This is a genomic window from Blochmannia endosymbiont of Camponotus (Colobopsis) obliquus (genome assembly GCF_000973545.1).
Classification (GTDB): Bacteria; Pseudomonadota; Gammaproteobacteria; order Enterobacterales; family Enterobacteriaceae; genus Blochmanniella.
This window is the reverse complement of sequence record NZ_CP010049.1, coordinates 540,659-565,701: the sequence shown is the minus strand read 5'-3', so window position 1 is coordinate 565,701 and position 25,043 is coordinate 540,659. Positions and strand designations below refer to the sequence as shown.

The 25,043-nt window shown below is 26.9% G+C and carries 16 protein-coding genes, 3 tRNA genes and 1 pseudogene; 6 read left to right on the top strand and 14 right to left on the bottom strand.

Annotated features, from left to right (window positions below; genetic code table 11):
- Positions 1 to 354 precede the first annotated feature (354 nt).
- Positions 355 to 2,001: pseudogene (metG, locus tag BOBLI757_RS02380) on the bottom strand (methionine--tRNA ligase); the annotation flags it as partial.
- Positions 2,002 to 2,746: 745 nt separating this feature from the next.
- Here metG and gnd point away from each other — a divergent pair.
- A complete protein-coding gene (gnd, locus tag BOBLI757_RS02375; RefSeq protein ID WP_046305138.1) occupies positions 2,747 to 4,153 on the top strand; it encodes a decarboxylating NADP(+)-dependent phosphogluconate dehydrogenase in 1,407 nt (468 codons plus the stop codon).
- 118 nt (positions 4,154 to 4,271) lie between these two features.
- Here the strand turns inward: gnd and hisIE are convergent, their stop codons facing one another.
- From hisIE to sbcB, 9 genes are all read right to left on the bottom strand, one after another.
- Positions 4,272 to 4,880, bottom strand: coding sequence for a bifunctional phosphoribosyl-AMP cyclohydrolase/phosphoribosyl-ATP diphosphatase HisIE (gene hisIE, locus BOBLI757_RS02370; RefSeq protein WP_046305136.1), 609 nt, complete (start codon positions 4,878 to 4,880; stop codon positions 4,272 to 4,274).
- Entirely contained in the window at positions 4,877 to 5,650 is a 774-nt protein-coding gene (gene hisF / locus BOBLI757_RS02365; protein WP_046305134.1) for an imidazole glycerol phosphate synthase subunit HisF, read from the bottom strand. The genes hisIE and hisF overlap by 4 nt, the downstream gene beginning before the upstream one ends.
- A complete protein-coding gene (hisA, locus tag BOBLI757_RS02360; protein WP_046305132.1) occupies positions 5,632 to 6,375 on the bottom strand; it encodes a 1-(5-phosphoribosyl)-5-[(5-phosphoribosylamino)methylideneamino]imidazole-4-carboxamide isomerase in 744 nt (247 codons plus the stop codon). The genes hisF and hisA overlap by 19 nt, the downstream gene beginning before the upstream one ends.
- Before the next feature lie 7 nt (positions 6,376 to 6,382).
- A complete protein-coding gene (hisH, locus tag BOBLI757_RS02355) occupies positions 6,383 to 6,979 on the bottom strand; it encodes an imidazole glycerol phosphate synthase subunit HisH (RefSeq protein WP_046305130.1) in 597 nt (198 codons plus the stop codon).
- Positions 6,979 to 8,058 (bottom strand): bifunctional histidinol-phosphatase/imidazoleglycerol-phosphate dehydratase HisB, encoded by a 1,080-nt coding sequence (hisB, locus tag BOBLI757_RS02350; protein ID WP_046305128.1) that lies wholly within the window; start codon positions 8,056 to 8,058, stop codon positions 6,979 to 6,981. Before hisB ends, hisH begins: the two co-directional genes overlap by 1 nt.
- A gap of 18 nt (positions 8,059 to 8,076) precedes the next feature.
- Positions 8,077 to 9,150: a histidinol-phosphate transaminase gene (hisC, locus tag BOBLI757_RS02345; protein ID WP_046305126.1), complete on the bottom strand. Its 1,074-nt coding sequence runs from the start codon at positions 9,148 to 9,150 to the stop codon at positions 8,077 to 8,079.
- Positions 9,140 to 10,459, bottom strand: a complete 1,320-nt coding sequence (gene hisD, locus BOBLI757_RS02340; protein ID WP_046305123.1) for a histidinol dehydrogenase — start codon at positions 10,457 to 10,459, stop codon at positions 9,140 to 9,142. Before hisD ends, hisC begins: the two co-directional genes overlap by 11 nt.
- 5 nt (positions 10,460 to 10,464) lie before the next feature.
- Positions 10,465 to 11,364: an ATP phosphoribosyltransferase gene (gene hisG, locus BOBLI757_RS02335; RefSeq protein ID WP_046305122.1), complete on the bottom strand. Its 900-nt coding sequence runs from the start codon at positions 11,362 to 11,364 to the stop codon at positions 10,465 to 10,467.
- Between the two features lie 393 nt (positions 11,365 to 11,757).
- Positions 11,758 to 13,200, bottom strand: coding sequence for an exodeoxyribonuclease I (gene sbcB / locus BOBLI757_RS02330; protein WP_046305121.1), 1,443 nt, complete (start codon positions 13,198 to 13,200; stop codon positions 11,758 to 11,760).
- Positions 13,201 to 13,462: 262 nt separating this feature from the next.
- Between sbcB and tmaR the strand changes: the two genes are divergently transcribed.
- Both tmaR and gutQ read left to right on the top strand, forming a co-directional pair.
- Positions 13,463 to 13,786, top strand: a complete 324-nt coding sequence (gene tmaR / locus BOBLI757_RS02325; protein ID WP_046305120.1) for a PTS system regulator TmaR — start codon at positions 13,463 to 13,465, stop codon at positions 13,784 to 13,786.
- A gap of 501 nt (positions 13,787 to 14,287) precedes the next feature.
- The gene (gene gutQ / locus BOBLI757_RS02320; RefSeq protein WP_046305119.1) at positions 14,288 to 15,277 is read left to right on the top strand and encodes an arabinose-5-phosphate isomerase GutQ; all 990 of its coding nucleotides are present in this window, start codon (positions 14,288 to 14,290) and stop codon (positions 15,275 to 15,277) included.
- Between the two features lie 386 nt (positions 15,278 to 15,663).
- Here gutQ and BOBLI757_RS02315 read toward each other — a convergent pair.
- Positions 15,664 to 15,736 (bottom strand) — tRNA-Asn (locus tag BOBLI757_RS02315).
- A 233-nt stretch (positions 15,737 to 15,969) separates the two neighbouring features.
- Between BOBLI757_RS02315 and BOBLI757_RS02310 the strand changes: the two genes are divergently transcribed.
- A tRNA-Ser gene (locus tag BOBLI757_RS02310) sits at positions 15,970 to 16,057 on the top strand.
- 109 nt (positions 16,058 to 16,166) lie between these two features.
- On the opposite strand, the gene BOBLI757_RS02305 is transcribed toward BOBLI757_RS02310, so the two are convergent.
- A tRNA-Ser gene (locus tag BOBLI757_RS02305) sits at positions 16,167 to 16,257 on the bottom strand.
- 331 nt (positions 16,258 to 16,588) lie between these two features.
- On the bottom strand, positions 16,589 to 17,797 hold the full coding sequence (gene mdtH / locus BOBLI757_RS02300; protein ID WP_046305117.1) for a multidrug efflux MFS transporter MdtH: 1,209 nt from the start codon (positions 17,795 to 17,797) through the stop codon (positions 16,589 to 16,591).
- Between the two features lie 677 nt (positions 17,798 to 18,474).
- Here mdtH and murJ point away from each other — a divergent pair.
- Complete coding sequence (gene murJ / locus BOBLI757_RS02295) at positions 18,475 to 20,031, top strand: murein biosynthesis integral membrane protein MurJ (protein ID WP_046305115.1); 1,557 nt, start codon at positions 18,475 to 18,477, stop codon at positions 20,029 to 20,031.
- A 71-nt stretch (positions 20,032 to 20,102) separates the two neighbouring features.
- Here the strand turns inward: murJ and argS are convergent, their stop codons facing one another.
- Positions 20,103 to 21,839 (bottom strand): arginine--tRNA ligase, encoded by a 1,737-nt coding sequence (gene argS, locus BOBLI757_RS02290; protein WP_046305113.1) that lies wholly within the window; start codon positions 21,837 to 21,839, stop codon positions 20,103 to 20,105.
- Between the two features lie 562 nt (positions 21,840 to 22,401).
- Between argS and aspS the strand changes: the two genes are divergently transcribed.
- Positions 22,402 to 24,156, top strand: a complete 1,755-nt coding sequence (aspS, locus tag BOBLI757_RS02285; protein ID WP_046305111.1) for an aspartate--tRNA ligase — start codon at positions 22,402 to 22,404, stop codon at positions 24,154 to 24,156.
- Positions 24,157 to 25,043 lie beyond the last annotated feature (887 nt).

Here is a 25,043-nt window from a genome sequence, read left to right as displayed (position 1 = left end):
GTTTTTGTTTTTGTTTAAAATGATTTTAGTGCGTATTGTAATCAATTTATAATAATATCACTATATCAGCAAGTATTTTGCAGTATACAATATTAGTGTAAATTTAGAGAGTATTATTTTTAATGATTGTATGTTGTTTTGTAATTACTTTGGTAATTATAATTCGTTTTATTTTTAAAATAAGAGGTCAGTTTGTTAACATTGTAAAAGTATTTGCATACTATATATAAATTATGAATGAAATGTAATAATATTTTTATTGTTTGATATGTTCGTTTTGACAAAAATATTGAAGAAGTTGCTATGTCATTTGTTATTTATTGTTATTTGATACATTGACTTATTTATTATCTATTTTTTTGAATCTATAATTATTTTTTCTATTTGCTTTGAATTTATGCGTGTTAATAGTACTTTGAATGGGTTAATAGTATGTTGTTTTAATGGAATTTTAATATTTTTCCAGGTGAAAGTAGTGTTCAAAAATTTTTCACTATCTTGAGCTACATGTGGCAATACAGGTTTTAAATAAGTCATTAAAATACGAAACAATTGAATACCCATAGAACAAATATCCTGTATTTTTTTTTTGTTATTTGATGTTTTTATAATTACCCAGGGAGCTTGTTTGTCAATATATTTATTAGCTAAATTAGCTAATTTGATAATTTCTTTCATTGCATGATTTAATTTATGATTGTGAAAATCTTGACTGATATCATCTGAAGCATTGATAAATATATCATATAATTTTGGATCGATTAAGTTATCTGATATTTTTCCATAGAAATATTTATTTATAAAACTAGCGCTACGAGATGCTAAATTAATAACTTTGTTTATTATATCAGAATTTACTTTAAAGATAAAATCTGAAAAATTAAGGTCTATATCATCAATATGTGATGATAATTTTGTTGCATAGTAATAACGTAGGTAATCTGGATGTAAATATGACAGATAGGTACTTGCTTTTATAAATGTGCCATGCGATTTAGACATTTTTTTCCCGTTAATTGTTATATGTCCATGAACAAATAAATTAGTTGGTAAGCGAAAGTTACTGCCTTGTAATAAAGCTGGCCAAAATAAACTATGAAAATAAATAATATCTTTACCAATAAAATGATATAATTCAGTACGTGAATTAGCGCGCCAAAATTCTTCAAAGTTTATTTCATTGTTGCGTTTATCACAGAGATTTTTAAAAGTGCTCATATACCCTACAGGAGCATCCAACCAAACATAAAAATATTTTCCAGTAGTACCAGGTATTTTAAATCCGAAATATGGTGCATCTCTTGATATATCCCATTCTTGTAGACCTAATTTAAACCATTCTTGCATTTTATTTATTATTTCTTTTTGCAATTTTCCGGAATTAATCCAATTGTGAAGAAAATTATTAAATTTTGGTAAATCAAAGAAAAAATGTTCGGATTTTTTTATTATAGGCGTGCTTCCAGAAATTATTGATTTTGGATTTATAAGATTTTGGGGATTATAAGTTGCGCCACATATTTCACAATGATCGCCATTTTGGTCAGGAGATAGGCATATTGGACAAGTACCCTGGACAAATCTATCAGGAAGAAAAATGTTTTTTTTTGGATCATATAATTGATAAATAAATCGTGATTTAATCAGTTTATTTGTTTTTAATTTGTTATATATGAGAGTTAATAGTTCTAGATTTTCTTTGCTGTGAGTAGTGTAGTAGTTGTCGTAATTTATGCCAAATTTTGTAAGGTCTTTTTTATGCTGTTGATTAATTTGTTCAATCATTTTTTCTGGAATGATGTTTAATTTTTTTGCTTTAATCATTATTGGTGTTCCGTGTGCATCATCAGCGCATATAAAGAACACTTTATTTTCTTTCATTTTTTGGTAACGTACCCAAATATCGGCTTGAATATGTTCTAACATATGTCCTAGATGTAAATCTCCATTAGCATATGGTAAAGCACATGTAATTAACATTTTTTTTTTATTTTTATTCATAATTTTATGTCAGTGTATTCAAATATAATTGTATATTAAGACAAAATATTATAATTGATATAATTAATGTTTTAGGTTAAATAGATTTAAATTTTATATTTTTTATGTAAATAATATAAACGAGGGATACAGTTTATATATGGTGTATATTTTGTATTGTGATATATGTCAATAAAAATTGAGAATAAATTTTAGTATTGTTTATATATATATGAAAATATATATATTTACATGCAAATGTATTGTTTTATTTGTTATTTTCAGTGTCATTGTTGTTTATCATAAAGTGATGTTGTTGTTGTATTTTATTTATTTAGATTATTTTATATTATAATGTTATTATAGGTATTGATAATAGTTAAATTGAGTAATATTTTATAAAATTTGGATTTGTGTTGTAAAAAATGTTTACAAAGCATATATAATGTTGATTAACAATAATTTGATGTTTATTTTTTGTTTTTTTTTTGGATATTATAGAACATAAAATTCATTAATCATTTGCTGTACAAATTTATACCATAATTTATGGTGCATTTAATTATGATTAGTTTATTGTTGTGTGTAATGAAATAGTTTTATTATATGAATATTAATAATTTTATTAATAACAAAATGGGTTTTGTGATTAAAAATTTTATAAATTAACACGAATTAATTATGAAGTATAATGTTGTTAATTACATAATTATTGATAGTCATAAATTTTTATAATAGTAATTGTATAACAATTAAAGGAATATTTATGTCAGCACAACAGAATGTAGGGATAATAGGTATGGGTGTAATGGGGCGTAATTTAGCTCTGAATATTGAAAGTCGTGGTTATAGTGTATCTATTTTTAATAGAACTAAATCAATAACTGATAAAATAGTTTGTGAAAATTTTGGAAAAAAAATAGTTGGTGCTTCTTCTATGGAAGAATTTATTTTTTCTTTAGACAAACCTCGTTTGATTTTTTTAATGGTGCAAGCTGGAAAAAGTATTGATCAAATAATTGATTATTGCGCTCCTTTATTATCAACAGGAGATATTTTGATTGATGGAGGCAATTCGTTTTATAAAGATACAATTTGTAGATATCGTTCATTATTGGCGGTAGGTATTCATTTTATTGGGTTGGGTGTATCTGGAGGTGCTCAGGGCGCTTTATATGGACCTTCTCTTATGCCTGGTGGTGATAGGGAAACATATAATAAAATAGAATCATTATTAAAAAAGATAGCTGCTTCTGCAGAAGGTAGATCTTGCGTGGCTTATATTGGGCCAGATGGTGCTGGACATTATGTTAAAATGGTACATAATGGAATAGAATATAGTGATATGCAGTTAATTGCTGAATCTTATGTGTTATTAAAGTGTGTTTTAAATTTAAAAAATAATCAATTAGCAGATGTTTTTCATTTATGGAATTGTGGTGAACTTAATAGTTATTTAATTGAAATAACAAAGAATATTTTTACTAAAAAAACAGATGATGGATGTGATTTAATTGATTTGATTTTAGATGAAGCCGATCATAAAGGCACAGGTAAATGGAGTAGTCAGAGTGCATTGGATTTAGGTGAACCATTAAGTATCATTACTGAATCGGTTTTGGCTCGTTATCTGTCGTCATTAAAACGTCAACGCATTATAGCTGCTAAAGAACTTGTAGGACCGCGTGCAATAGAATTCGTTGGTAATAAAGATAAATTTATTGAAAAGATTAGAAAAGCTCTTTATTTAGGAAAAATTATTTCTTATGCTCAAGGTTTTGCACAATTACAAGCAGCATCGCATAGAAATGAATGGAATTTAAATTGTTCTGAAATTGCTAAAATTTTTCGCGCTGGATGTATTATTCGCGCGGAATTTTTACAGAAAATTATTGATGCTTATGTTGATAGGCCTGCTATAGAGAATTTGTTATTGTCGCCTTATTTTAAAGAGATAAGTTATAATTATCAACAATCTTTACGCGATGTAGTTGTTTTGGGAGTTAAACAAGGAATATCTCTTCCTGCTTTTTCGGCGGCTGTATCTTATTACGATGGTTATCGTTCGGCTTTTTTACCGGCTAATCTTATTCAAGCGCAGCGAGATTATTTTGGTTCACATGGTTATAAGCGTCTTGACAGAGAGGGTGTGTTTTATACGAAATGGACGTAAATAAAAAAAATAAAATAATTATTTTTATTGATATCGGTATGTTAAATATTTTTTGAAAAATGCATTGTGATCAATACAACCAATTTTATAAAGGATGATGATTGTTTATTTTGTATATTTAAGAATTATGGCGTATTTTCAATTTATCAATTACTTTACTTAAGTCCAATGATTGATCTTGTAGAAGTACTAGTAAGTGATAAAGTAAGTCTGCAGATTCATCGATAATTTCTTCTTTGTTTTTTGTTACTGATGCTAAAATAGTTTCAATGGCTTCTTCACCAACTTTTTGAGCAATCCATTTTGAACCTTTAGTAAATAATTTTACTGTGTAGGAATTTTTTATATTTGATAGTTTTCTTTTATTTACAAGTTCTTCTAGTTTGAACAGAAAACTCCAGCTACTATTAGCGGGGTAGAAACAACTACTAGTTCCATTATGACACGTCGGTCCATATGGTAATGCCAAAATTAATAATGAATCTTGATCGCAATCTTTAAATAAATTTATGAATTTTAATTTATTTCCTGAAGTTTCTCCTTTGGTCCATAAACATTTTTTTTTACGAGAAAAAAAAGTTACATATCCACTTTCTTTAGTAATTTGTATTGCTTTTTCATTCATATATCCCAACATTAATATTTCACCGGATTTAACATGTTGGATAATTGCAGGCATTAAATTATTAATATTTTGTAATGTTTTTTGTTGTTTTTTTATTGTCATAGCCTTATTTGTATTCCTTTATTAATCAGAAAATTTTTTAATGAATTAATATTGATAATTTTTTTATGAAATACTGAAGCAGCTAATACACCGTCTACATTAGCATCACGGAAAGCTTCTAAAAAATGTTGTTTTGTTCCAGCACCTCCCGAAGCAATTAATGGAACATGACATATTTTACGTACTTCGCACAATTGTACTATATCGTAACCTTCTTGCAATCCATCTTGATTCATCATATTTAATACTATTTCTCCAGCACCGTAGTTTTGTACTTTTTTTACCCACTCTATAGTATTCCATTTTGTTGTTTGCGTATATGTTGTATTGCCAGTGTAGCATTTTACTTGATAGATATTTTTTTTTGCGTTATACCATGTGTCAATGCCTACAACAATACATTGTGTACCTAGGTTATCGCTTAGGTGCTGAATTAATTTTGGTTCCATGAGAGCAGGAGAATTAATGGAAATTTTGTCTGCACCAGATGCGAGTATTTCTTTAGCTTCTTGTAATGTTCTTATACCACCTGCAACACAAAATGGAATATCTATTATTTCAGCAACACGTGATATCCAATTTTTGTCTACGGTTCGGTGCTCTGGAGAAGCTGTAATATCATAGAATACCAGTTCATCAGCTCCTTCTTCAACATAGCGACGTGCAAGCGAAATAATATCTCCAATAATTTCATGGTTTTGAAACTGTATACCTTTTACTACTTTGCCATTAAAAACATCTAGGCAAGGAATTATGCGTTTTGCCAACATTGGATAGCTTTTGATATAGTAATTTTTTTTTCTAAAAATGCTCTTCCTATAATAACATCTTTTACTCCGCTATTTTTTATTTTTTTAATATCTTCTAAATTTGAAATACCTCCAGAAGCTTGAAATGATATATTTGGCCAAGTGGAGCATAAATCTTGATATAAGGTTACATTACTTCCAGATAATGTGCCGTCACGTGAAATATCCGTGCATAAAACATATTTTACCCCCACTGTATTATATAGTTCAATTATATCTTTTAATTCAAAATTGGAATTTTTTTGCCAACCATTAATGGAGATTATGTATTTTTTTTCACTATTTATACGAATATCTAAAGCTAAGATTAAGATATTTGCGCTAAAATGTTTAAACCATTCTTTAACTATGTGTGGATGTGTTATTGCCATAGAACCAATTATAATTTTATTTGCCCCAGCATTTAATAAAGTTTCAATATCTGTTAATGTTCTAATGCCTCCTCCAATTTGAATTTTTATTAATTTATTATATTTAAGTATTTTTATTAATAAAGAAGTTTGACATTTATGTGGGTTGCGTGCGCCACTTAAGTCAATTAAATGTATTGTATTTGCTCCTTGATTCAGATATTTTTGTATCCATAACAGTGGTGATTGATTACCATAATTATATTGCATTTCATAACGTCCTTGGTTTAAACGTACTACATTTCCGTTGATTATATCTAAGGCTGGGATTATCATAAATAATTTATATCTCTATTTCTAAAAAATTTTTAATTAGTTGCTTACCTGCATATCCTGATTTTTCTGGATGAAATTGAACACCAAAAAAATTTTTGTATGCTATAGCAGCAGTAAATGAAGAACCATAATGTGATTTAGCAATTGTTTCGTTGCATAATGGCATGGCATAATTGTGCACAAAATAAAAATAATTATTATTTTTAATATTATGAAATAAATAATGTTTATTTTTCACTGTTACTTTATTCCACCCCATGTGTGGTAATGGTAATTTGTTAACATTGATTTTTTTTGTAGGAATATTAATAACGTTTAATGTTGTAATACCTCCATTTTCATCACTACTGCTACCAAACAATTGCATACCTAAACATATACCTAAGATTGGTTGTTTGCATGTTTTTATTAAATTTATTATTTTTTTCTTGTTTAGTTGTTGCATAGCAGATTGTGCAGTTCCTACACCTGGTAAAAATAATTTATCTGCTTGTGATATACAATTAACATCTTGACTAATGGTAGAATGATATCCTAAGTTATGAATCGCAGTGGCAACCGAAAATAAATTTGAACAACCAGTATCTATAATAACAATATGCATTATAAAATACCTTTGGTACTTGGTATATCATAGTGAAAATCATTACTGATATGGATAGCTTGTTTTAATGTACGTCCAAATGCTTTAAATAAACTTTCTGCTATATGATGATCATCAGTGCTGTTTTTACTATGTATATGTAAAGTACATTTCATAGCACAAGAAAGAGAACGAAAAAAATGTTCGATCATGTTAGTACTCAAATCTCCAACATGTTGATGATTATATTTAACCTTATATTTGAGGTATGGTCGTCCAGAAATATCTAGCACACATTGAGTTAAGCATTCATCCATTGGTAAAGTAAAACCAAATCTATTAATTCCATATTTTTTATTTAAAGCCTGATATAACGCTTTTCCTAGTGTTAAGCCAATATCTTCTACTGTATGGTGGTTGTCAATAAAGAGATCTCCTTTGGCTTTGATATTCATACTAATATTCGCATGAGTAGCAATTTGATGTAACATATGATCAAAAAATTTTATCCCTGTATCAATATAATTATTATTTACTTTATCTAGCCATATCTGCACATTAATATTAGTTTCTTGTGAAGTTCTATTGACTTGAGCATAACGATTACGTTTTGTTAGTTTTGTAACAATTTTTTGCCAATTGCAATCGATAGGATGATAATATATTCCGCTAATATCCATATTTTTTGCTAACATCATATCAGTTTGTCGATCTCCAATAACATAACTGTTAAGTTTATCAAATGTATTGAAGTTTAGCCAAGAAGTTATTAATGTAGTTTGTGGTTTACGGCAATTACATTTATCCTCTAAAGAGTGTGGACAAATTAATATTTTATTGAATATAATGCCTTGAGATGTGAATATTTTCATCAAAAATGAATGAGGTTTATCGAAATCTTCTTGAGGAAAAGTGTTAGTTCCTAAATTATCTTGATTAGTGATCATAACCAATTGGAAACCATGTTTTTGTAATGCTAACAGAGCAGGGATAACATCAGGTTCTAATATAATCTTTTCTATATGATCAACTTTAAAAGTTTCCTCAGGTTCATGAATAAGGGTGCCATCACGGTCAATAAATAGAATTTTTTGTTTCATAAAATGTTCCTGTTCATATTATGTCGTGTTTAATTGTTGTAATATATTAGCAACATATTTACATTCTTGATATGTGCCGATTGTAATACGTATACAATTTGATAGTCCTAATTGTTTACTTTGATCTCTTAAAATTATACCCATATTCCATAATTTTTTAAATACTTCATATTGTGGATATACCTTGATTAATATGTAGTTGCTTACGCTAGGGAAAACTTGTTTTATGCAAGGACACTTAGTTAATTCTTGAGCAAGGTAATTTCTATTTTTGTTAATAGTGTTTATCCTTTTGTTTGTTTGTGATAGTCCTTTCTTTGTTAATGCTTGTTCAGCAATATCTATTACTAAAGAGGGTAGTGGATAAGGAGTAATTACTTTTAGTAATAATTTAATTATTTCAGCATTGGCTATAGTAAAACCGCATCGCAAACCAGCTAGGGCAAAAGCTTTTGATAAAGTTCTTAAGATAACTAGATTAGAAAATTTTGATAACCAACTTACGAGACTTGCATGAAGACAAAAATCAATATAAGCTTCATCTATTATTAGTAGTGCACGATTATTTATTAAATGTAATAATTTTTTAATATCATATTGGTTGATAATATTTCCAGTAGGATTATTTGGGTTACAAATATATATCAATTTTACATTTTTTAATTTTAGATTTATTGCAGGCAGGTCAAGTTGCCAATTTGTGTTCGCAATAGATGGAATTATGTGGCGTTTTATTCCAAGTGTTTCAGCGCAAATATTATACATGCCGTATGTTGGTGGACAAAAAATGATAGCATCTTTATTAGGTTCACAAAATGCACGCATTAACAATTCTATACCTTCATCTGCTCCGCGAGATACGAGTATTTGATCAGGTTGAACTCCTGCGTAGGATGCATAATTACGTATTATTGTTTTTGGTTGACAATCTGGGTATCTATTTAAGTTGTTATAGTTTTTATTAATATAAGTAAAAGATGTTGGTGCCTCATTAGCATTAAGCCAAATATTACCTTTGCCACCTAGTTTTCTAGCAGATTGGTATGGGTTTAATTTTAATATATTTATTCTAGCTAAATGATTAATTTTCATTGTTTTCCTTAAAAATAGTGGTACGTAATGTTACGGCATGTTCATGAGCGGTCAGGCCTTCAGCTTTGGCTAATGTTTGTATAGTTGGTGCTAAATTTAACAAACCTTCTTTGCTTAATTGTTGTATTGTTATGCGTTTTTGAAAGTCTATTAAACTTAGTCCAGAATTAGTAAGTGTACATCCATAAGTAGGTAGTATATGATTAGTACCTGATGCATAATCACCAGCCGATTCAGGTGACCAATCACCAAGAAATATTGATCCAACATTTGTAATAAAATTTATTAAAGATCGTGGATATTGTGTTTGAATGATTAAATGTTCTGGTCCATATTGATTACTTATGGATATACATTCTTTTAAGTCAGAAGTAATAATTAATGAACTATTTACCAGTGATTTTTTAATAATTTTATTACGAGAAAGATTTAATATTTGTTTTTTTATTTCTTTTTTTACTTTTTTTGCTAATTCTATGCTTGGTGTTAATAAAATAACTTGAGAATCGTGACCGTGTTCTGCTTGAGATAACAGATCAGCAGCTATAAATTTTGGATTGGCTTTGTTGTCAGCAATAATTATTAGTTCAGAAGGTCCTGCTAGAAGATCTATAGTCGGACCGTTTATTTTTTGGCTGATTTGTTTTTTTGCTTCAGTAACCCACGCATTACCTGGACCAAATATTTTGTTTACTTTAGCAATAGATTCAGTACCAAATCCCATAGCAGCAATAGCTTGTACTCCTCCAATTTGATAAATTTCTTTTATATTACATAAATAAGCAGCATATAAAATTTCATCAGCTATTGGAGGTGGTGAACATATGATTGTTCTTTTACATCCAGCTATTAATGCTGGCACTGCTAACATTAAAACGGTTGATACTAACGGTGCTGATTTTCCTGGAATATATAATCCTACTGCATTTAATGGAAGTGTTATTTGTTGACATAGTACACCTGGTGATGTTGTTACATTAATTGCAGGTATTTTTTGTGCTTGATGAAAAACAGTAATATTTTTTTTTGCTATTTTTATTTCTTCTTTAAATTTTTTAGATATTTTGTTTTGTGCTTGTTTTATAGTTGTATGTGTGACTCTAAATTGTTTTATTTCAGTATGATCAAATTGTAGAGTTAGTGATTTGAGTGCAGAATCTCCATTTAATTCAACTTTTTTTAGTATATTTTGTACATCTATAGTAATATGTTTTGTATTTATTATAGATGGTCTAGTTAATAATGTTGTTTTTTTTTTATTACAACATTTATGCCAAAATATTATTTCTGGAAATGAATTATTTTTCATGTTATTTATTCCATCATTTTTTCTATTGGTAGTACTAGGATTGAGCTAGCACCAAGATTTTTCAAATTTTCCATAGTTTCCCAAAATAGATTTTCATTACTAACCATATATATTGCCACTCTCTGTTGGTTACCTGCTAATGGTAGGACAGTAGGACTTTCTGCTCCAGGTAATAAGTCAATAATTTCTTTTAATTTTTCAGTTGGTGCATGTAACATTATATATTTAGATTCTCTTGCTTGAATTACTCCTTGAATACGAATCATTAATTTATCTACTAGTGATTGTTTGATTGCTGATAGTTTTTCAAATCTTTGAATAAGGCATGCTTTAGAACGATAAATAACTTCTACTTCACGTAAACCATTAGCTTCTAAGGTTGCTCCAGTAGATACTAGGTCACAAATAGCATCTGATAATCCAGCGCGTGGAGCAACTTCTACTGAACCATTTAATAAACATGATTTAAAATTAATTTTTAATTTATCCAGATATTGTTTTAGTAAATGTGGATATGATGTAGCTATACGTTTATTTTGTAAACAGTTGGTTCCATTCCATGGGGCATCCAGTGGTATAGCTATAGATAATCTACAATTACCAAAATCTAATCTACGTAGCGTAAAATAGTTGGGATTGTTTCCTTGTGCTTGTCTGTTTAGTAGTTCTTCTTCTAAAACATTTTCCCCAATAATACCTAAATCAACTACACCATCTATTACTAATCCGGGAATATCATCATCTCTGACTCGCATGATATCAATTGTCATATTTTCTGCAAATGCTAATAGTCGTTGTTGTTGTAAGTTGATTTTTATTCCACATTGTTCCAATAGTTCTTGTGATTCTTTACTTAATCTTCCAGATTTTTGTATTGCAATTCTTAATCTTGATCTATCTGACATCGGATCGTTTCCTTATATAAGTTCCTTAATAAAACAAAAATCCTGAACATAATATAATATATGTAATTTTTTTTAGAAGATATTATGATAAAGTTCATTTTTATAATAAATATTTAAAAATATTTTAGAAAGTGTGTTTTGTAATTCATAAAAATTTAGTTACCATGTTTGATTTTGATAGTTACTTCATTGATTAGTATACTAAACTGTAATTGGCTATTAAAGTCAATATTGTGATTTTTAAATCAGACTTAATATATCAGGTAGGGTAGATTTGTATTATATAATGCATTTTAGTTTTATTTATTTTTATGTTATTTAATTGTTTAATATGTTATGTAATTGTTGATTCTTGAAATTGTTATGTTGTTATTGAGTAATTTTAGTTTATTTTTATAGGTTGGTAATTTTTTTTAAATATTCCATCAGTGAATTTAAGATGTTTATTTTTGTTTTGTTTTTTCTGTGTATGCAAAGTAGTATTTGTAATTTACAGGTATATATTGATAACTTTGATACATTGAAGATTTTTTTTTTGTATTTTTTCCAATTATTATGTTCAGTTTGATTCAATGTATTGGGAAAATTGCGTGCTTTATAATAGAATAATAATGATTTTAAGCGGTTATCAATAAAATTAATTTTTAATTTTGATAATTTTCGTGGGGGAGTAGAATGTACGGTCTTCATGGTTACAAGATCAGATGTTGTAAAAAAATTATCGTATATTTTGTTATCTACATGATCTGATATGGATGGAATGGTATAGTTGGTATTAGAATATAATAGAGATATTTTTTTGTATATGTTTTGTTGATTATTTTTTAGTATTGCTGCTTTTTTTAAGCAAGTATTGGGGTTTAGTTGTAATCTTATAATGTCTGATGTTCTTAATGCATTAAATGGAACCAAAATAGGACATCTGTTTATATGTATTAAATTGAATGTGTTGTTTTTTTCTGTTTGCTTTGGATATGTATTATTTAAAGATAGTTGTTCATGTAATGTGTTGATATTCCAATTTAATAAAGTCTCTATATTACTATTAACATTGTAAGCAATTAAAATATTTGAATTTTTAGGATGCCATATTATTGGTATAATGTAGTTTATGTTTTTTTTGTTAAAATTCAATATATTAGAAACGTGTATTAATGGTTTCATTTTTGAAATATTTATTATTTTTTTTATTTGTTGTTTTGTACGATGTTCATATAGATAGTTAAATAATTTTGGTTGTATTTTTTGTATTAATTTTGCTAATTCTAAGGTGGCATAAACATCATTCATAGCATCATGAGAATTAATGTGTGTAATCCCATTATTATCTGTTAAATTTTCTAATTTGAAACTAGGAAATCCTTGTTCATTTATAGGCCATTGTATACCTTCTGGGCGTAATGCATAGCAAGCATGCATTACGTTCAGTAGATCCCATCTTGAATTACCATGTTTCCAACTCCATCCATAAGGGTCATAAAAATTTCTATAAAAAATATTACGGTGTATTTCGTCATCAAATTTAATATTATTGTAACCGAGAATGCAAGTATTTGGTTTATTTAAAATTTTATGAATTTTTTTTGTAAATTCAGCTTCTGTTATTCCTTTTTGTAATGCTTGTTGAGGAGTAATTTCATTGAGCAATACAGCTTCCGGTTCTGGTAAATAATCGTCTGAAGGACGACAGAAAAGTATTGTAGGTTTTTCTACAGGATTGAAGTAATAATCGGTTCTAATTGCCGCGAATTGTACTGGTTTATCTAATGCTGGGTTTTTGCCAAATGTTTCGTAATCACATATAAGAAAAGTTGGTTGTGCAATGTGTTTTTTCATATTTTACTAATTGTAATTTATTTATAAGATATTATTATTTGTTTTATGTTTTGTGATTAAATAATTATATATAATTGTACATAAATTATTGTTTAGTTTTAATTAATTTTATTTTAAGATATATTTCTTTTTTTATAAATTGTTGTAATGTATTTAAAATATTTATTTTTTTTGTGAAAGAAAATGATGTTCTGGTAGATTATTGAAGTAATTGATGCATGATACATAGTGCAAATAAAATGAATTACGTAAGGGTGAAAAAATGGAGCAAATGAAGTCTTCATTTTACGATGTGTTGGAGTTTGTGCGTATGTTTCGTCGTAAAAATAAACTTTATAGAGAAATAGCTGATAATGAACGAAAAATTCGTGATAATCAAAAAAGAATTTTATTGTTAGGTAATTTAAGTGATTATATTAGTTCTGGTGCCTCTATTGAAGATATTAAAGCAATTATTGCTAATATGCGCATTGATTATGAGGATCGTATAGACGATTATATCATTAAAAATGCTGAATTATCTAAAGAAAGACGGGAGTTATCTAAGAAAATACAATCGTTTGGAGAAATTAAAAAAACATTATAGATTTTTTTATAAAACTTTGTTCTATTTAATTAATGATATGTAATATAAAATGGTATTTAAATTTTTAGTTAATATTACAATAAGGTATTAATGTTTTATTTTTTTTGTAGATTAAATATGATTAATTATTGCATTGGTTATATATATTATTTGGTGTTTTGTAATTAATTGTATATTAATCGTTTTAGGATATTATTTTTAATAAATTAAGTTTTAATGTAATAAAAATTGTTAATTGTTTTATTTTTATTTTTTTGATTGTTTGTTCGTTAATATTAAATACTATATATAGTTGTTGAAATAATAATTTTTTTTAAATATTTCTTAAATATTTTTAAGAGTATATTAGAATGTGATTAATTTTATTAATAAAGACAATTTTAAATATTTCAATATGTGATGGTAGTTTATTAATCGGTATTTTAAGTATTAGAATGTTGTTTATTAAGTTGTTTTGGATTTTTTTAATAAGTAAAATAAAGGTCGGCTGCGTGATTTTGCATGGATAAAAGTGTTAACGACGAACAATTATTAGCGTATGCTAAAGAAACTATGGCAATTGAAATTGCTGAAGCACAACGTATGTTGTGTCGTTTAGATAATAGTTTGGTGGTTGCTTGTAAAATAATTTTAAATTGTATTGGTAAAGTAATTGTTTCTGGAATAGGAAAATCTGGACATATTGGTAAAAAAATTGCAGCATCTTTAGCGAGTACTGGTACTCCTTCTTTTTTTGTTCATCCTGCAGAGGCATTACATGGTGATTTAGGTATGATTGGCAATCAAGATGTAGTAATATTTATTTCATATTCTGGTAGAGTAAGTGAGTTTGATACTTTAATGCCATTGTTAACGGAAAGTTCTATTCCAGTAATAGCACTGACAGGAAATATTACATCTCCTTTAGCTAAGTCAGCTGTATGTGTATTAAATATATGTATTGAAAGAGAAGCTTGTCCTATGGAATTAGCGCCTACTTCAAGTGCTGTTAATACATTAATAATGGGTGATGCAATAGCTATGACTTTGATGCGTCAACGAGGTTTTAGTATAGAGCAATTTGCTAGATCTCATCCGGGGGGTACGTTAGGCGTGCAGTTGTTAAGTAGAGTTCATCATGTTATGCGTAGTGGAGATCAAGTTGCCAAAGTATCTTGTCAAGTAACAGTGATGGATGCTATGTTTGAGTTAAGTCGTACTGGTTTAGGATTAACTGCTGTATGTGATGTTCATGGTTATGTAATAGGTGTGTTTACTGATGGTGATTTACGTCGTTGGTTAGTACAAGGTAGATCTTTAGATGATCCTATTTTTAAAGCAATGACTTCTCCGGGTTATCAATTGTTAGACAGTTTACGAGCCAAGAATGCTGTAGAAATTTTGCATAAATATAAAATTACAGCAGCTCCTGTTGTTGATATTGATGGTTTATTGGTGGGAGCAATTAATATGCATGATTTACATCAAGCTGGTATTAAACAATATGATTAACTTTTAATTTATGTGAGTATGTTTAAAGCTTATAATTGTTTTTAATTTTTAATAGATTAATTTAGTCTAGAATTAGATTGTTAGTTGTTTTATGTTATTCATTTTATATTAATTATTATGAAATTTATTAATTTATTATTTTCATAGTATTTTATTTTAAATAAAAAAAATAATTAGTTAATATATGTATATTGATTCATTGATCACTGTTATTTTATGTTTTTGTTTTGTTTATATGAATTTTTTATGAAAAAATAAAAAACTAATTGTAAATAAATACGTTAAATATAGAATTATTTTACTATCAGGTAGTAACGTTGATGAATATTTTATAATTAATATTATTTAAAATATATTTTTATTTGTTTTAGTTAGTTTGAAAGCAGCTCCTCTGACTGGACTCGAACCAGTGACGTACGGATTAACAGTCCGCCGTTCTACCAACTGAACTACAGAGGAATAATTAAGCACATGATATATGTTATTGTGCAGTCATGTCAAATTTTTTAAATATGGAAGTTTTGTAAGATGTATATTAATTACCATATTTTTATGATACAGTAAAATATATAGTTGTATGATAGATTAATTATAAGAATATGTATATATATACATATTTTGAATGTTAATTTTAGTAAAGGTTATGTTATTTTTTAATGGCGGTAATGTTTTAAATATTGTAATTATAATATGGAGAGATGCCGGAGTGGTTAAACGGAGCAATTTCGAAAATTGTTAAGGTTTAAATTCTTTTCAAGGGTTCGAATCCCTTTCTCTCCTTTATTTAGTTTAATAGATTGTGTAAAATATATAAGATATTATTATCGTTTATATTATTTAATATTTTTCATAAAAATATTAGAAAAATGTTACATAAAGCAACTAGTTATGGTGAGAAAGGGATTCGAACCCTTGATACACGGATTATCGTGTACACACGCTTTCCAGGCGCGCTCCTTAATCCACTCGGACATCTCACCGATTAATTATACAGAATGCATGAGCAGTGTCTATATTGTAGGTTTTTAATATTTTTTAGTCAAGTCGCCTTCATGGTGAATATTTTTATGTTTTTATGTTGTATAATAATGTATATTAAAAATAATTAAATATTATAATTATATTTTTTGAATTTATTTATTATTCATATATTTCGTGTATTAAATATGAATGAATAAAAATTCAAACAATATAAAATAAATAATTTTAAAATTAATAAAATTTAAATAAAATTGTCATTTTTATTTGAATTATTAATTAATTATTTTACGTAATGAAAATAATAACTAATGTTTTTTATTTTGCATGTTGTTATTTATTTTTGTTATAAATTGAGGTTTTGATTTTATGATTTTGAAATTGGTAGTATAATCCAAATAACGTAATCATTCCAATAAATCCAAGCATACACCAAGGTAACTCAGGAATATTTAGTTTGTTACCAATATCATATAACCATCCACTTCCGCTATATCCTATAACACCACCTAATGCAAGTCCTAATCTACTAAATCCCATATAACTACTACGAGCTTTATGATCAACAAGAGATGCTCCTAATGTTTCGCGTGCAGGTTCAGCAATGATTGATCCTATATAAAACAAACTAATTAATGATAATAAGGTACGTAGATTTTGAATTAATCCTATAGGAAATAAACTAATTAACATTATAGTTAAACCAGTCATTAATCTTGTTTCTAATTTAAATCTTTTTTCACTCCAACATGAAATAGGATAAAGTAGTAATAAAGATAGTGTTGCCTCAATAGCATACATCCATTTTACAGCAGATGGTTGTCCTGCTATTTCGTTTATTCTAATAGGTAACATTAGCATTACTTGAATAGATAACATATAGTATCCTGTTAAAGTTAAGACATAGGTGACGAATCTATGATCACGCAGTACTTTTTTTATACCTTCTAACAGAGAATCATTTATCGTGGAAACACGATATGCAGGTAATTGCCAAGCATTAAAAATAGCTGCTATGATAAATAAAATTGCTCCTGTTAAACAAACTAGTTTAAAATTGTACTTTAATAACCAACTACCTATTGATGTTCCTACTATGGCGCATACACTATCTTCTAACATTAATAATGAGTAAAATCGTCCACGTTCCCAAGGTCGAATAAGTTTCATAATTAATGCCGTGCGTGGTGGGTCAAATAGTGTACCACCTAATGCAGAAAGAATACATGCAAGCCATAATAGCCATGGTGTATTTGCTATGCTCATAATAATGAATCCTATAGCACGCATTAACATGCCAGAAACAATCATGGGTTTTGCACCTAATTTATCTGCACATGCTCCACTAAAAATGCCTAATCCTTGTTGGATGAGTTGACGTAAACCTAAAGCTATTCCTACTGTTAATGCTGTCCAACCTAATTGTTCTATAAAGTAAATAGAAATAAATGGAAATACAATATAGAATCCCATAACTACTAACATATTATCCATAATTAAAAAATATTTTCTCAAGCTCCTAGCTTGTGATACTGAAAACATACTTCACCATTAAATCTTAGTATAAATATTTTATTAAAGTATAACTATTTTGATGTTATATTATAGCAAATAATTATTCGTTAATTTTTATTAACTTTTTTATAAGGTAATAACATTTAATTATATTATAATACATTTAATGATGTGGTATGGTAAATTTAAATGTATTTTTATTTATATTTAATAATTTTTTTAGCTATTAATTGATCTATATGAAAATTTAAAGTTTTTAAGATCTTAGGTAATTTTCTTTAACAACAGCAGTATTGTGTGTATTTAATGAAATATATTGTGTTAAATACTATATGTTTATAATTATTAAGATGATTTATTTGAAGTATTGTAAAAGTAATATATATTTTAATGTTGTATCACACATTATTTTAATTGTGAAGTTGTGGTAATAATTATTATGAAATTATCATTTATATTAAATTTTGGTAGTAAGAAGGGATCATGTTTTATGATGTATTTTATTTTTTTATATTTTAGTATTAGATATTTTATTGTATTTATATTTCAATGATTAATGTGTTTAGTTAATTATTTATTATATATGCTTTGTATGTGATTATTATCTGTTTATTTTAAATTGTATGGATTTGGTATTCAATGATACATAATAGAAGTTTTATTTATTAATAAAATAATGGGGCTTATAGCTTGATTAATAAATTATGAATGTTTTAAAATCATTGTTTATTATTAGTGTTATCACGATGTTATCTCGTATGTTAGGTTTTATTCGTGATATTCTTATTGCGAGAATATTTGGTATTGGGATGGTAACTGATGCTTTTTTTATTGCTTTCAAGTTACCTAATTTTTTACGTAAAATTTTTGCTGAAGGTGCTTTTTCTCAAGCTTTTATACCGATTTTGGTAGAATATAAAGAGCGAAAAGAAAATTTAGTTACTCGTACTTTTATTGCCTGTATTTCTGGATTATTAATATTATTATTAGTGATAGTTGTTTTATTTGGATGTTTTGCAGCTCCATGGTTAGTTAGTATATTTGCTCCCGGGTTTATTGATATTCAAGAGAAATTTGTTTTAGCTACTAATTTAGTTAGAGTAATATTTCCTTATATTTTTTTTATTTCATTATCATCTTTAATAAGTTCAATTCTTAATACTTGGAATAATTTTTTTTTACCTGCTCTTACTCCTATGTTGCTTAATATTAGTATGATTACTTTTGCGGTATGCGCTAATTTTTGGTTTCAACCTCCTATTATGGCATTAGCTTGGTCAGTAATATTAGGCGGTATATTACAGTTGATTTGTCAATTACCATCTTTAAACAAGATAGGCATGTTAACTATACCTCATTTAGATTTTTTTGATGTTGGTGTATTGAGAGTGTTAAAATCCATGGGCATTGCTGTTCTTGCAGTATCTAGTAATCAAATATCTTTGATTATTAATACTGTTTTTTCTTCTTTTTTAGTGTCTGGATCTATATCTTGGATGTATTATGCTGAGCGGCTTATGGAGTTACCTACAGGTATTTTTGGTATTTCTTTAAGCACTATTTTATTACCATTACTTTCACGATCGTTTTCTGATAAAAATTTTTACGAGTATTCTTGTTTGATAGATTGGGGGTTAAGGGTGTGTTTTATATTATCGTTGCCTAGTGCTGTTTTGTTGTGTGTTTTAGCAAAACCATTGGTTACGGTATTATTTCGGCATGGTGGATTTTCTACTTATGATGTACTTATGACGCAATATGCGTTAATAGCGTATTCTATAGGTTTAGTTAGTTTAATCTTGGTAAAGGTATTATCATCAGCATTTTATTCATCTTATAATATAAAAAGTACAGTGCATGTAGCTTTTATTGTTCTTGTTGTAACACAATGTATGAATATAATTTTTATCGGGCCTTTAAAGCATGTTGGTTTATCTTTAGCAATTGGATTAGGTGCATGTTGTCATGCAGGATTGTTATATTGGCAATTGCGTAAAAGAAGGTTATTTTATCCACGACCCGGATGGTTGAAGTTTTTTTTTCAAATATTCTTAGCATTAGGAATGATGTTATTGGTACTTGTTATATTATGCTTGATATTTATTGATTGGATGTACGGTAGCACGTTATATAAATTTGTTCGTTTAATTGGAGTGATATTAATATCTATTATAACATATTTTGTTACGTTATGGTTAGTTGGAGTTAGATTAAAAGATTTTATTCGTCCTATCTTATTATCATGGATTAAAAACAAATAGTGAATTGTTTATTTTGTTATGATATGTATTTATGTCTTATCAAGTGATATGTTGTAATTTAGAAATATGTTCTACATTTTTTCTGTTATTTCAATACCTAATAAGTTTAATCCTTGTTTTAAAATTTTCGCGGTAAGAATTGATAGTTGTAATCTACTATGGCGTATAGTTTTGTCTTTTATTTTTAAAATAGGACAGCATTCATAGAATGAAGAAAATATTGTTGCTAATTTATAAAGGTAATCACATAATATATGTGGTATTCCTTTTTTTGCTACTGTAATAATAGTTTCTTCGAAACGAAGAATATAAAGAGCTAATAGTATTTCTTGTTTATTTTTTAATTCTATTTCTTTAATTAAACATTTTTTATTTTCTTTACTATTTTCTAGTATGGAAGTAATACGAGTAAATGCATATTGTATGTATGGTGCAGTATTTCCTTCGAAATTTAACATTTTATTCCAGTCAAATATGTAATCTGTTAAGCGATTTTTTGATAAATCAGCATATTTAATTGCACCAATACTGATGATGTGTGCTAATTTTTTTGAATTCGTTGAATTCATATTAAGTTTTTTATTTGATATTAAATTCTGAGCCCTTTTAAAACCTTCATCCAGTAATTCTGTAAGTTTTATAGTTTTTCCTGATCTAGTTTTAAATGGTTGTTTATTTTTATCCAGAATCATACCAAATGCATGATATTCTAAAGATACATGTGTATGTATATATCCGGCTTTTTGTGCTATATTCCACACTTGGTTAAGATGTTGATGTTGGCGGTAATCAATATAATATATTATTCTGTCTGCTTTAAGTGTTTCAGAGCGATATTTTACACAAGCAAGGTCAGTTGTAGTGTATAAATAAGATCCATCTTTTTTTTGAATGATTACCCCCATTTTTTTTCCTTTTTTGTTTTTTAAATTATCAAGATAGACGACGGTAGCTCCGGAATTTATTGTTGCTAATTTTTTATTTTTTAAGTCTGTTATGATTTTAGGTATCATATTATGATAGGCGCTTTCACCCATAATGTGATCATTTGTTAAAGTAACATTTAAACGTTTGTATATTTTTTGATTTTCTTGAAGCGTGACATCTATTATTTTTTTCCATATTTCACGAATATTTTTATCTCCATTTTGCAATTTTACAACATAATTACGTGCTGTTTTTGCAAAACAGAGGTCTTTATCATACTTTGCTTTAGCTTTTGTATAAAATTCTTCTAATTTATCAATATTAATTTCTTGATAAATATTATTGTTATATTTTTTTTGTTTTATATAAGCAATGATCATGCCAAATTGAGTTCCCCAGTCTCCTATATGGTTAACACGAATGATATTGTGACCTAGAAAAGATAGAGTGCGTGCTGTTGAATCTCCTATGATCGTAGAGCGTAAATGTCCGATATGCATTTTTTTTGCCATATTAGGAGAAGAATAGTCAATTATAATAGTTTGAGGAATTACAGAGGATATACCTAATTTAGATGTAGATAATATTTCATTGATTTGTTGTGCTATCCATTTTGGTTTTAAAAAAATATTAATAAAGCCAGGCTTAGCAATTTCTATTTTATATGCTATATCGTTTAATTTAAGTAGATTGGCGATTTTTGTTGCAAGTTTGTAAGGATGTGTATTTAATTGTTTTGCTATAGCCATGATTCCATTAATTTGATAATCACCAAATTTTTGTTTAGCTGATTGTTGTACGTTAGCATTATATTTTATTGGAATATGTGCATAAATGAAAGTTTGTTTTATTTTTTTTATAAGGAATAATTGAATGTTCATATATATGTTGATTGTGTAATGTTATAATTTGCGAAATTATAATATTGAATGGTTAAAATTATTATTTTTGATTTTTATATTTTACATAACAATATTTAATGATATAAATTATTATGATGGTATCAAGAAGAAATCATTTATTTTTATTTTATTAAGATGATGATAGATGGATATTATTAATACGTATTAATGATATCTTAATGTACATATGTTATATATGATATACTACATTTAACATGTATTGTAAAATGTTTGTAATTAAGTATTTATATTATAAGTTTAATATTGCAGTGATAATTATCTAATATTGTTTATATTGTATATTTGTAATATATTAAATTTTAATAAAATTTTATTAAAAATATTTTGGCAGATCGTTATATAATAACAAGATGCGTGTTGTTTTTTTTGATTTTTATATTTTTAAAAAAATATTTTTTACTTGAATTATGTTTAATGTATTTTTTGTTTTTTGTTTTGTATATAATTAATTGTTAATAATTCTTATCGTTGTTATCATCGTAATAATTAGTTGAATTATAAAGTTTAGGTAAAATAGTATATGCGTACTATGTATTGTGGACAAGTAAATTTATCACATATTGGATTAGAGGTGACATTATGTGGATGGGTTAGTAAATATCGTAATCTTGGTAGTGTAATTTTTATTGATATGCGCGATTGTGAAGGGTCTATACAAATAGTATTTAATGCAAAAAATAGGGAAGCATTTGTTATTGCTAATGAATTACGTAATGAATTTTGTTTGCAATTAGTTGGTATAGTACAAATGCGTCCAGGAGTTTGTATTCATATTCAAGACATGATCAATGATAAAATTGAAGTATTAGCTAAAACATTAACGATTTTAAATCGTTCTGAATCTTTGCCATTAGATTTTAATCAAAACAACACTGAAGAACAGCGATTGAAATATCGTTATCTTGATTTGCGTCGTCCAATTATGATGGAACGATTAAAGGTTCGTTCTAATGTTGTTAGTTTTATTAGAGATTTCATGCAAAAAGAAAAATTTTTAGATATTGAAACTCCTTTGTTGACACATTTGACATTAGAAGGTGCGCGCGATTATATTATACCAAGTAGAATCCATAAAGGTAAGTTTTATGCTTTACCTCAATCTCCTCAATTGTTTAAGCAATTATTAATGATTTCAGGTTTTGATCGTTATTATCAGATTGCGAAATGTTTTCGCGATGAAGATTTACGAGCTGATCGTCAGCCGGAGTTTACCCAAATTGATGTAGAGACTTCTTTTATGACTGCTCCTCAGGTGCGTGAATTGATGGAAATTTTAATACGAAAATTATGGTGTAAAATTATAGGAGTAAATTTAAATATTTTCCCACAATTTACTTATGATGAGGTTATACGTAGATTTGGTACTGATAAACCTGATATGCGTATACCTATCGAAATTGTTGATATAATTGATTTGGTAAAACAAGTAAAATTAAATTTTTTTTTAGATTCAATTGATAATAATAAACGAATAGCGTTACTAAAAATCCCTAGAGGGATGATATTAACTAAATTTCAAATTGAAAATTATGTTAAATATATTAAAAGTTATGGTATTGAAAAATTATTTTATATGCAGGTTGATAAGTGTAATGGTAGTATTAAAGATATTAAAAATTCTGTTTTTAATGTGTTGCCTCCTTCAGTTATTAATTCTATCTTGGTTAGAAGTGGTGCTGTATATGGTGACATGCTTTTTGTGGTAGCGGGATATTATAAGTCAGTCACTGATGCGTTAGGTGGATTGAGAATTAAATTGGGTTCAGATTTGAATTTGATAAAAAATAGTAGTTGGGCGCCTTTATGGGTAGTAGATTTTCCAATGTTTCAAAAGGATAGTAGGGGTAATATTACAACGATGCATCATTTATTTACTGCTCCTAAGGATATTGATTTACATACATTAGTGTCAAATCCTCTTTTATCTATTGCAAATTCTTATGATATGGTGATTAACGGTTATGAAGTAGGTAGTGGTTCTGTGCGTATTAATTGTTTTGACATGCAACGAATAATTTTTTCTATTTTAGGTATTAGTGATAATGAACAATATGAAAGATTTGGTTGTTTGCTGGATGCTTTAAAATATGGAGCTCCTCCTCATGCAGGTTTAGCTTTTGGATTAGATCGTTTAGTAATGTTATTAACTGGAGTAGATAGTATTCGTGATGTAATAGCTTTTCCGAAGACAACGATGTCATCTGATTTAATGATTCGAGCGCCTAGTTCAAGTAACATTGAAGTTTTAAATGAATTATCTATTACTGTAAATTGATATGTTAAGTATTTTACATGTGTAAAGTGTTTTGATTGTGTTATTTATTAGTTGGTCATTTGTTCATATCATTATGATTTTGTAATTGCATTTCATGGAAGTAAAAACATAGGTTTATGTTTTGTTTGTGTTATTTTTTTATGCTTGTGTTATTAGAAGTGTGTTGTATTAATGATTTTGATATGTTAGAAATTTTAATTCTATATTTTTTAGGAATATTTAAATTATTTATTAATTTTTTTTGGCATGAATTTTATATAAGTATTATTTGTTGGTTGATTTATTAAAATTGTTTAAGATATTTTTTAAATTTTATTTTTTGTATTTTGTTGTGTATTATGTACATAATGTATGTGAGTATTGTTTATGTTATATGATAAAATATAGAGTGTAATTTTTATGAAAATTTACATGATTATCAAAAATAATAATATTTTTAATTATTTTGTAGCATTTTGATAGATGTATTGCGAATGTTATATTAGATTTTTTTTAGTTTTGATTATGGTAATTAAGTATTTAATTTATATTTTATAAAGTAAGTATATGATTAATTGTAACTTATAATATGTATTTGTTGTTTTTAATATGTGATGTACAAAATTAATTTGTTATTTATTGTTTATTGGTAATGTATTGGATATAATTTGGTGTTTGTTGTGTGTTGTTGGTTTTTTAATTTGTTTTATTGTAAATTAATTGTTTGTAAGTAAATATGAAATATAAGGTGTTTGATTTATTTATGTTGTATATGTGGAGGAAAAAAATAGTAATTATTGTGTATTTATTTTTTTTGTTTTCTGATGTTTAGTTATTTTTTTAAATTACAGCGTATTATTTTACTATTATTATTTATTTTAATTCCAGTCGTAATTTTTTGGAAATTA